Origin of the sequence: Hydrogenophaga sp. OTU3427 (genome assembly GCF_038440225.1) — a bacterium.
Lineage (GTDB): Bacteria > Pseudomonadota > Gammaproteobacteria > Burkholderiales > Burkholderiaceae_C > Hydrogenophaga.
In genome coordinates this window covers 150,979-160,114 of record NZ_JASATI010000007.1, presented here as the reverse complement: position 1 = coordinate 160,114, position 9,136 = coordinate 150,979, and the positions used below count along the sequence as shown (strand labels likewise).

The 9,136-nt window shown below is 70.7% G+C and carries 7 protein-coding genes; 2 read left to right on the top strand and 5 right to left on the bottom strand.

From position 1 onward, the window contains the following. The first annotated feature begins 146 nt into the window (after window positions 1-146). Together AAHB17_RS06755 and AAHB17_RS06750 are read left to right on the top strand one after the other, a co-directional pair. Complete coding sequence (locus AAHB17_RS06755; RefSeq protein ID WP_342129743.1) at window positions 147-3,785, top strand: EAL domain-containing protein; 3,639 nt, start codon at window positions 147-149, stop codon at window positions 3,783-3,785. Between the two features lie 95 nt (window positions 3,786-3,880). Next, window positions 3,881-4,447 (top strand): cyclic nucleotide-binding domain-containing protein, encoded by a 567-nt coding sequence (locus AAHB17_RS06750; protein ID WP_342129742.1) that lies wholly within the window; start codon window positions 3,881-3,883, stop codon window positions 4,445-4,447. A 45-nt stretch (window positions 4,448-4,492) separates the two neighbouring features. Here the strand turns inward: AAHB17_RS06750 and AAHB17_RS06745 are convergent, their stop codons facing one another. The 5 genes from AAHB17_RS06745 to modA form a co-directional block, all read right to left on the bottom strand. Then, complete coding sequence (locus tag AAHB17_RS06745) at window positions 4,493-5,317, bottom strand: substrate-binding domain-containing protein (protein WP_342129741.1); 825 nt, start codon at window positions 5,315-5,317, stop codon at window positions 4,493-4,495. A 176-nt stretch (window positions 5,318-5,493) separates the two neighbouring features. Beyond that, window positions 5,494-6,567 carry an XdhC family protein gene (locus AAHB17_RS06740; RefSeq protein ID WP_342129740.1) on the bottom strand — a complete coding sequence of 358 codons (1,074 nt, stop codon included), beginning with the start codon at window positions 6,565-6,567 and terminating at the stop codon, window positions 5,494-5,496. A gap of 12 nt (window positions 6,568-6,579) precedes the next feature. Continuing rightward, window positions 6,580-7,662: a molybdenum ABC transporter ATP-binding protein gene (gene modC / locus AAHB17_RS06735; protein ID WP_342129739.1), complete on the bottom strand. Its 1,083-nt coding sequence runs from the start codon at window positions 7,660-7,662 to the stop codon at window positions 6,580-6,582. After that, the gene (modB, locus tag AAHB17_RS06730) at window positions 7,659-8,345 is read right to left on the bottom strand and encodes a molybdate ABC transporter permease subunit (RefSeq protein ID WP_342129738.1); all 687 of its coding nucleotides are present in this window, start codon (window positions 8,343-8,345) and stop codon (window positions 7,659-7,661) included. The genes modC and modB overlap by 4 nt, the downstream gene beginning before the upstream one ends. A 4-nt stretch (window positions 8,346-8,349) precedes the next feature. Further along, on the bottom strand, window positions 8,350-9,111 hold the full coding sequence (gene modA, locus AAHB17_RS06725) for a molybdate ABC transporter substrate-binding protein (protein WP_342129737.1): 762 nt from the start codon (window positions 9,109-9,111) through the stop codon (window positions 8,350-8,352). Window positions 9,112-9,136: the final 25 nt, after the last annotated feature.

The window sequence follows — 9,136 nt, the reverse complement described above, 5'->3', positions numbered from 1 at the left end:
TCAGGCTGCCAGCCACCGCGCCGACCGTGGCCAAGGCCACCCCCAAGGACGCCGACGGCGGCGGCGAATGGGAGTCGTTCTGATGTGAGGCGTGTGCCCAGGCCGCCGCGCCCGGCGCGGGCCGACCTGGGGTACATTGCGCCGGCATGTCCCGTTTGGCCACCTTCCTTCTTTTGCCCGGGCGCTGGCTGCGGCGCACCGTGTGGCTGCTTGTCGGGGTGGCCGGTGTTGTCTCGTCCACGGTGCGGGCCGCCGATGTGGCCGAGCCGGCGGTGGCGCCGGGGCCACGGGTGCTGCTGCTGGCGTCCTACGGTTTTGGGCGCATCGGTATCGAGGCTTACATCACGGCCTTCCAGCGGCGCCTGACCCAGCTGGGCCTGCCGCCTGCCCAGCTGCACGTGGAGTACCTGGGCCTGGAGGACGTGCCCCGACCCGATGTGGTGCCGCTGCGCAAGGCGCTTCTGGAATCCCATCTCCGACGCCATCCTCCCGACCTGCTGGTGGTGATGCAGCAGCCGGCGATGGATTTTGTGCTGAATCAGTTGCCCGAGTTGGTGGCGCGCACGCCGGTGCTGGCGGTGCTCGCACGCTGGCCCCAGGGCCAGGCGCTGCCTCCCCGGGGCGTGCTGTTCCAGCTGGACACGGTCGACGCCGCGGGCACGTTGGCCCAGGCCATGGCCCTGTTCCCCGACACGCGGCGGGTGCTGGCCGTGGTGGGCCATGGCGAGCAGGACCGGCTGTTCCAGCGCCAGATCGAGGCCGCTGCCCAGGCCTGGAGCGAGCGGGTCGAGTTCAGCTACACCGACCAGCTCAGCGTCGCCGAGGTGGAGGACCGCGTCACCCGCTTGTCGCCCGGCACGCTGTTGCTCATGGGCAGCGCCGTGGTCGACCGCGATGGTCACCCGGTCGTGATGCTGGAGTGGGCGTCGCGGTTGTCGCAACTGTCCCGCGTGCCCATGCTGAGCCTGTTCCGCGAAGTCACGCCGACCCGCATGCTGGGCGGATCGGTGGTCGAGTTCGACGCCGAGGCGCGCCGCGCCGCCGAGCGCGTGTGGTCCACCCTCGGCGAACGCGCGCCCTGGCCCGCACCCCAGGAGCTCATGCCGCTGCGGGCCACTCCCATCTACAACTGGGCCGAAATCGAGCGCTGGGGTGCCCGCCCGGAGCGCCTGCCCGCGCACACCCAGTGGGTCAACCGCCCGCTGTCCCTGTGGGACGAGCACCGCAGCGCCGTGGCCGCGGCCGCCGCCGTGCTGCTCACGCTGCTGCTGGCCGTGACCGTGCTGGTGCGCCAGAACGGGCAGCGCCGGGCGGCCGAGCAGGCGGCCCGCCAGAGCGAGGCGCGCCAGCGGGTGCTGACCGACTATGCCCCCGACGGGCTGCTGGTGCTGGACACCGAGACCGGCTTTTTCATCGACGCCAACCCGGCGGCCCTGGCCCTGTTCGAAGCCCGGCGCGACCAGATCGTGGGTGCGCGCCCGGTCGACCTCTACCTGCCCGACCAGCCCGTGGACGACGCCAGCCCGGAGGCCATTGCCCGCAACAACGCCCGTGTCATGGCCGGTGAACGCCTGCAGCTGCGCCGCTGGATCAAGACCGTCGGCGGCACGCGCAAGATCTGCCGCGTCGATCTGGTGCGCCTGCCGGATGAGCATCGGCGGCTGGTGCGCAGCAGCTTCACCGACATCACCGAACTCATGCGCGAGCGCGAGGCCCTGCGCGTCAGCGAGGAGCGCTGGCACTTCGCGCTCGAAGGCGCGGGCACTGGCGTCTGGGACCTGGACCTGCAGACGCTGGAAAGCCCGGTGTCGCGCCGTTTCTGCGAGATCCTCGGCTACACGCTGGACGAGTACGTCGCCCGGCGCGACGCCTGGCGGCTGCTGGTCCACCCGGAGGACCTACCGCGCATCGAACAGCGCATGCGCGACTACCTGGACGGGCGCAGCCCGCGCTACGACAGCGAATACCGCATGCGCTGCAAGGACGGCAGCTGGAAGTGGGTGCAGACCCTGGGCATGGTGGCGGCACGCGACGAACACGGCAAGCCGTTGCGGGTGGTTGGCACCATGACCGACATCTCCGAACGCCGGCAGGCCGAGGCGTCGCTGCAGTTGGCGTCCATGGTCTACCGCTACAGCGCCGAATGCATGATGGTGGGTGACGTCAACGGCGTGCTGGTGGCCGTCAACCATGCCTTCGTGGAATTGCTGGGCTACAGCGAGGCACAGGCCATCGGCACCAACGTGCGCCGCCTCTGGGTCAAGGAGCGCTGCCACGCGGCGCTGCAGGCCCTGGACCGCCAGATGCGCCTGGGCGGCAGCTGGCGCGGCAACCTGTGGGTGCGCGCCCGGTCGGGCGCGGCGCTGGAGGTGCAGATGAGCGCCTCCACCATCGTCGCCGACAGCCCGACCCAGACCCGCTACGTGGCGCTGTTCTCCGACGTCACCGAACAGCGCGCGGCCCAGCACCGCATCTGGGAGCAGGCCAACTTCGACGACCTGACCGGCCTGCCCAACCGCCGCCAGCTCAGCGCCCGCATCGAGACCCTGTTGCAGGCCGATGGCGCGCAGCTCTGCGTGCTGGGCATCGACCTCGACCACTTCAAGACCGTCAACGACACGCTGGGGCGCGAGGTGGCCGACCGGCTGCTGTGCGAGGCGGCGCAGCGCCTGCGCCGCATGCTGCGTGGCGACGATCTGGCCGCCCGCCTGGGGGCCGATGAGTTCGTGGTGGTGCTGGGCACGGCCACCGACGACGAGCAGACCCGGCATTTCGCCGGCCAGGTGGTGGAGGCCATGCGCGAGCCTTTTGTGCTGGGCGAGCACCGCATTTTCCTCAGCGCCAGCGTGGGCGTGGCCCTGGCGCCCTTGCATGGCCGGCAGGCCGAGGACCTGCTGCGCCATGCCGGCCAGGCGCTGGGCAGCGCGAAGGAGCAGGGGCGGGACCGCTTCAGCGTCTACACCGCCGACCTGCAGGCCCTGGCCGACCGCCGCATGCTGGTGGCGCGCGACCTGCGCGAGGCCGTGCAGCACGGGCAGCTGCAACTGGTCTACCAGCCCATCGTGGCGCTGGCCAGCGGCGAGGTCCACAAGGCCGAGGCGTTGCTGCGCTGGAGCCACCCCAACCACCCCAGCATAGGCCCGGCCGAATTCATCCCCATCGCCGAACAGTCCGGCCTGATCGTGCCCATCGGCGACTGGGTGTTCGCGCGCGCCGTGGAGCAGGTCGCGCGCTGGCAGCGCACGCTGGATCCTGGCTTCCAGCTCAGCATCAACCGGTCGCCGGCCCAGTTCAACGGCAGCCGCAACGAGGACGACCACCTGATGGAGACACTGCTGGCCCATGGCGTGGCCGGCAGTGGCGTGGTGATGGAAATCACCGAGGGCCTGCTGCTCGACGGCAACGAGCGCATCCGCGACAACCTGGGCCGCCTGCGCGCGGCCGGCATCGGCGTGTCCATCGACGACTTCGGCACCGGCTACTCCTCGCTGGCCTACGTGCAGAAGTTCGCGATCGACTTCATCAAGATCGACCGCGGTTTCGTGCGCCACATCACCGACAACCGCAAGGACCTGGCCCTGTGCGAGGCCATCATCGCCATGGCGCACAAGCTCGACATCCGGGTGGTGGCCGAGGGCATAGAAACGCAGGAGCAGGTTCGGCTGCTGCGCGAGGCCGGCTGCGACTATGGGCAGGGCTACTGGTACTCGCGGCCGCTGCCGGCCGAGGACTTCGAACGCTGGTGCCGCGAACGGCCGGTGCCCCAGAGCCTGTTTACGATCTGAAGGACCCCGCCGGGACCTTGAACAGGCGGCGGGCGCGCAGTGGTATTGGAAACGGGTGGTGGAAAAGCGGTGAGAATGTCCACAGGAACACCGCCATGTCCACCGACGATTTTTCCGAACTGGCCCTGCACGAGCGGGCCGCCCGCCTGCTGATCACGCCGTCCGCGCTCGAGGAATTGAGCCTGGAGGACGCGGCCCAGGTGGTCGGCTACATGAGCCTGCGCGGCATCGAGGCCGGCACGGTGTTCGTGCGCGAGGGCCAGACCGAGGGCAGTGACCACATGCTGCTGGTGCTTGAGGGCGACCTGTCGGTGGAGAACAGTTCGTTGCAGGACGACGACGACCACCTGGTGGTGCGCCTGCTGGGGCCGGGCAGCCTGATCGGCGAGCTGGGCCTGCTCGACGGCGGGCCCCGTTCGGCCAGTTGCATCGCGCACAGCGACCTGCTGGTGGCGGTGCTCGCGCGCGAGCATTTCCTGCAATTGCTCAGCGACGAACCGCGGGTCGGTGCGCGGCTGCTGCTGGCCATGTCCAAGCGCATGGCCGACACCCTGCGCGAGACCACCCGCAAACTCAAGCTGTTCGCGCAGATGAACAAGGTGCTGAGCGAGGAGCTGTCCCGGGTGGCCCGGGCCGAGGACGAGGACTGGCCTCGGGGCTGACGGGCCGCCGCGCTGCTCGGCGGCAGGGGGCGCCGGCCCACCCGGTCATTTCACCGCGTTCGGGAAGAACAGCTGCTCGCCGCCGATCCGGTAGCTGGCAATCGCCATCTGGCCGGCGGGCGACACCACCCAGTCGACAAAACGCTTGCCTTCGGCGGTGCGCACGTGCGGGTGTTTGGCCGCGCTCACCAGCATCACACCGTACTGGTTGAACAGGCGCCGGTCGCCTTCGACCAGCACCGCCAGATCGGCCCGGTTCTTGAAGTTCAGCCAGGTGCCACGGTCGGCCAGCACGTAGGCGCCGCTGGAGGCGCCGATGTTGAGCGCCGGGCCCATGCCGCAGCCACACTCCTTGTAGCCGCTGCCCTTGCGGGCCTCGTTGTCGGTCATCTTCCAGAAGCGCAACTCGGCCGCGTGGGTGCCGCTCTTGTCGCCGCGCGAGATGAAGGGCGCGTTGGCCGCCGCCACCATTTTCAGCGCGGCGACGATGTCGTTGCCTTTGGTGCCCGCCGGGTCGGCCTTGGGGCCGATCAGGATGAAGTCGTTGTACATGACCTCGATGCGGCGGTCGGCAAATCCGTCGGCCACGAACTTCTCCTCGGCCACCTTGTCGTGCACGAAGAGCACATCGGCGTCGCCGCGGCGAGCCATGTCGATGGCTTGGCCGGTGCCCAGGGCCACCACCTTGATGTCGATGCCGCTCGTTTTCTTGAACTCGGGCAGCAGGTGGCCGAACAGGCCGGACTGCTCGGTGGACGTGGTGGATGCCACCACGATGGACTGCGCCTGGGCGGCCCAGGCGGCCAGGCTCAGGCCGGCGGCCAGCAGCAGGCGGGACAGTGGTTGGGGGACCGGGGGGCACAGGGACATGCAAGGGCTCCGTCGAGGCAGGTGGACAGCAGCCGCGATGCTAGCGGCGTCTGGCCGCGCGCGCGAGTGGGGATGGCGAGCTATGCATGGGGATGCATAAGCGCGGATCGCAGGCATCGCGTCCGCTGCGCTGGTGGATGGCGTGCTCCCGGGCGGCAAGTCCCGGGGTGGTCAGGTCACAACACGCCGCAGACCGGTCCGGTGCCCCCGGCGCTGGCGGGGTCGAGGCGGTCCTTGGCTTGGGCCACGGCCATGTCGCGTGGCAGCGGGACGCCGTTTTTCACCGCCAGGATCTCGGCCATCACGCTCACCGCGATTTCGGGTGGCGTCTTGCTGCCGATGTAGATGCCGATGGGCCCGCGCAGGCGCGCCAGCGTCTCGTCGCTGAGGTCGAAGTGGACCTTCATGCGTTCGTGGCGGGCCTCGTTGTTGCGGCGCGAGCCGATGGCGCCGATGTAGAAGGCCTCGGTCTCCAGCGCTTCGAGCAGGGCCAGGTCGTCGAGCTTGGGGTCGTGGGTGAGGGCCACCACACAGCTGCGGCGGTCGGGCCGGAAGGCCTTGACCACGTCGTCGGGCATGTCGGACAGGACCACAGCGCGCGGCACCGACCAGGCACCCCGGTACTCCTCGCGCGGATCGCAGACCGTGACCGAAAAACCGCTGAACAGCGCCATGGTGGCCAGGTATTCGGTGAGCTGGCCGGCGCCGATCAGCAGCATGCGGAACTCGGGGCCGAAGGTGTTGGACAGCTGCTGGGCATCGAGTTGCAGGCCATCGCCGGCCTGCGCCGCCTGCAACTGGGCGTGGCCATCGGCCAGGCGCACGGTGCGGCGCAGCATCTCGCCGGCCTCCAGGCGCTCCACCATGGCCTGCAACACCGCGCCGTCGGGGTCAAACTCCAGCAGCAGTTCCAGCGTGCCGCCGCAGGGCAGGCCGAAGCGGTGGGCCTCGTCGGCGCTGATGCCGTACTTGACCTGCTGCGGCGGGCCGGCGGGAATGGCATGGGGTTCGCCGTCGCGGACCGCTGCCTGGCTCTGGTAGGCGCGTGTGTAGCGGTGGATCAGGTCGTCCTCGATGCAGCCGCCCGAGACCGATCCCACGACCTGCCCGGTGTCGGACAGGGCCATGATGGAGCCCACCGGGCGCGGCGACGAGCCCCAGGTGCGCACCACCGTCACCAGCATGGCGCGCTGGCCGGCCAGGCGCCAGTCGCGCAGGGTGCGCAACACAAACAGATCGAGGTTTTCCATGGGCTTATTGTCTCAGCGTGCGAGCGCGGCCGACTTGACCTGCACCCAGACCGCGCTGCCCACGGCCAGGCCCAGCGTCTGCAGCGCGCGCGTGGTGACGCGCGATTGCAGGGCGGTGGCGCCACATTGCACCTGCACCAGCACCTGCGAGGGGTGGGGCCCCGGGTGGAGCGCCGTGATGTGGCCTGCCCAGTGGTTCTGGATGCTGGTGTCGCGCGGCTCGTGCAGGGTCAGACTGACGTCGCGCGCCAGCACCCGCACCCGCACCGCCTGCCCGAGGGGCAGGCCGTCGTCGCGCATCCACAGGCCGCCGCTGTCGAAGGCCACGCGCACCAGGTGGTGGTCGGCATCGCGGTCGGCCAGCCGGCCCATCAGCAGCACGCCGTTGTCGTCGCCGCCTTGCGGTCCCAGCGTGGACAGGACGGTGTCCACCGGGCCGGTCTGGCGCACGCGGCCGGCCTCCAGCACCACCACGGTGTTGGCCAGGCGGGCCACCTCGTCGGCCGAGTGCGAGACGTAGAGCATGGGGATGGCCAGCTCGTCGCGCAGGCGCTCCAGCCAGGGCAGGATCTCCTGCTTGCGCGCCGCGTCCAGCGAGGCCATGGGCTCGTCGAGCAGCAGCAGGCCGGGCTGCGTGACCAGGGCACGCGCCATGGCCACGCGCTGGCGCTCGCCGCCCGAGAGCTGGTGCGTGCGCTGGTGCAGCAGCCGCTCTATGCCCAGCAGCGCAACGGCCTGGTCCAGCGCCCGGACCTGTGCCGCCGTGGGCCGGCGCGGCAGGCCAAAGCGCAGGTTGCCGGCCACGTCCAGGTGGTCGAACAGGCTGGCCTCCTGGAACACATAGCCCAGCGGCCGTTGCCAGGTCGGCACGAAGTGGCCACTGGCCTCGTCCTGCCAGCAGCTGTCGCCCAGCCGGACCTCGCCGGACGGCGCGCGCTCCAGCCCCGCCACGCAGCGCAGCACCGTGGTCTTGCCCGAGCCCGAGGGCCCGAACAGCGCCGTCACGCCCGAGGCCGGCAGGTCCAGCGCCACGTCCAGCGCGAAGCGGCCGCGGTCCAGCCGCAGGCGCACATGGAAGCGGTCGGACAGGCTCACGGCGCGCTCCGGCGCTGGCGCCTGTCGGCCAGGTTCAGCGCCAGCAAGACCACAAAGGCGAACACCAGCATGCCGGCCGCCAGGGTGTGGGCCTGGGCGTATTCCATGGCCTCCACGTGGCCGTAGATCTGGGTAGAGATCACCCGCGTCTGGCCCGGGATGTTGCCGCCGATCATGAGCACCACGCCGAACTCGCCCACGGTGTGCGCGAAGCTGAGGACGGCGGCGGTGAAGAAGCCGGGCCGCGCCAGCGGCAGCGCGACACGGAAGAAGGCGGCCAGCGGGCGCACCCGCAGCGTGGCCGCCACCTCCATCGGCCGCCGCCCCATGGCCTCGAAGGCGTGGCGCAGAGGCTGCACCGCGAAAGGCAGCGAATACACCACCGAACCGATCACCAGACCGGTGAAGCTGAACGACAGCGTGCCCAGGCCCAGCGCCTGGGTGAGCTGGCCCAGCGGGCCGTGAGGCCCCAGCGCCACCAGCAGGTAGAAGCCCAGCACCGTGGGTGGCAGCACCAGCGGCAGCGCCACCAACGCGCCGATGACGGTGCGCCAGCGCGACGGGGTGTGCGCCAGCCACCACGCCAGCGGCGTGGCCAGCACCAGCAGCACGGTGGTGGTCAGCGTGGCCAGGGCGGCGGTCAGGCGTACCGCCTGCCAGGTGTCGGCGTCCAGTGTGGGCATGGGGTCAGAACTCGTAACCCGAGGCGCGCATGATGTGGCGCGCGATGTCCCCCCGCAAGTAGGACAGCAGCGCCTTGGCCGCCGCGTTGTCGGCGCCGCGCGCCAGCAGCTGGGCTTCTTGCTGGATGGGCTCGTGCAGCTGCCGCGGCACCACCCAGCCCGAGCCGCCGGTGAGCGCGCCGTTGGCGTACACCTGTGACAGCGCCACGAAGCCCGCCGTGGCATTGCCCGAGGCGACGAACTGGTGCGCCTGCGCGATGTTGGTGCCCAGCACGAAACGCGGGCGCAGCGTCTCCAGCAGGCCCAGCCTGGCCAGCGCCTGCTCGGCGGCCAGGCCATAGGGCGCGAGCTTGGGGTCGGCGATGGCCAGCTTGGCGATGGCCGGGCCCTTGAGCACCGCGCCCTGCGCGTCCACGAGGCCGGGCTGGGCGCTCCACAGCACCAGGCGGCCGGTGGCGTAGACGAAGCGCGAGCCCTTCACGCCCAGGCCATCGGCCTCGACCTTGCCCGGTGTCGTGGCGTCGGCGGCCAGGAAGACGTCGAAGGGCGCGCCGTTGCGGATCTGCGCGTGGAACGCCCCCGTGGCGCCAAAGGCCAGAACGGGCTTGTGGCCGGTGTCCTTCTCGAAGGCCTCGGCGATCTGGCGCATGGGCGCGCTGAAGTTGGCGGCCACGGCCACCTGCACCTGGGTCGCCTGGGCGGCGGACCAGCACAGCGCACACACGAGGCCGATGAGGGCGGTCCAGGACAGGTGCCGGGTGGTCATGTCTTCGCTATTCGATTTGAGAATA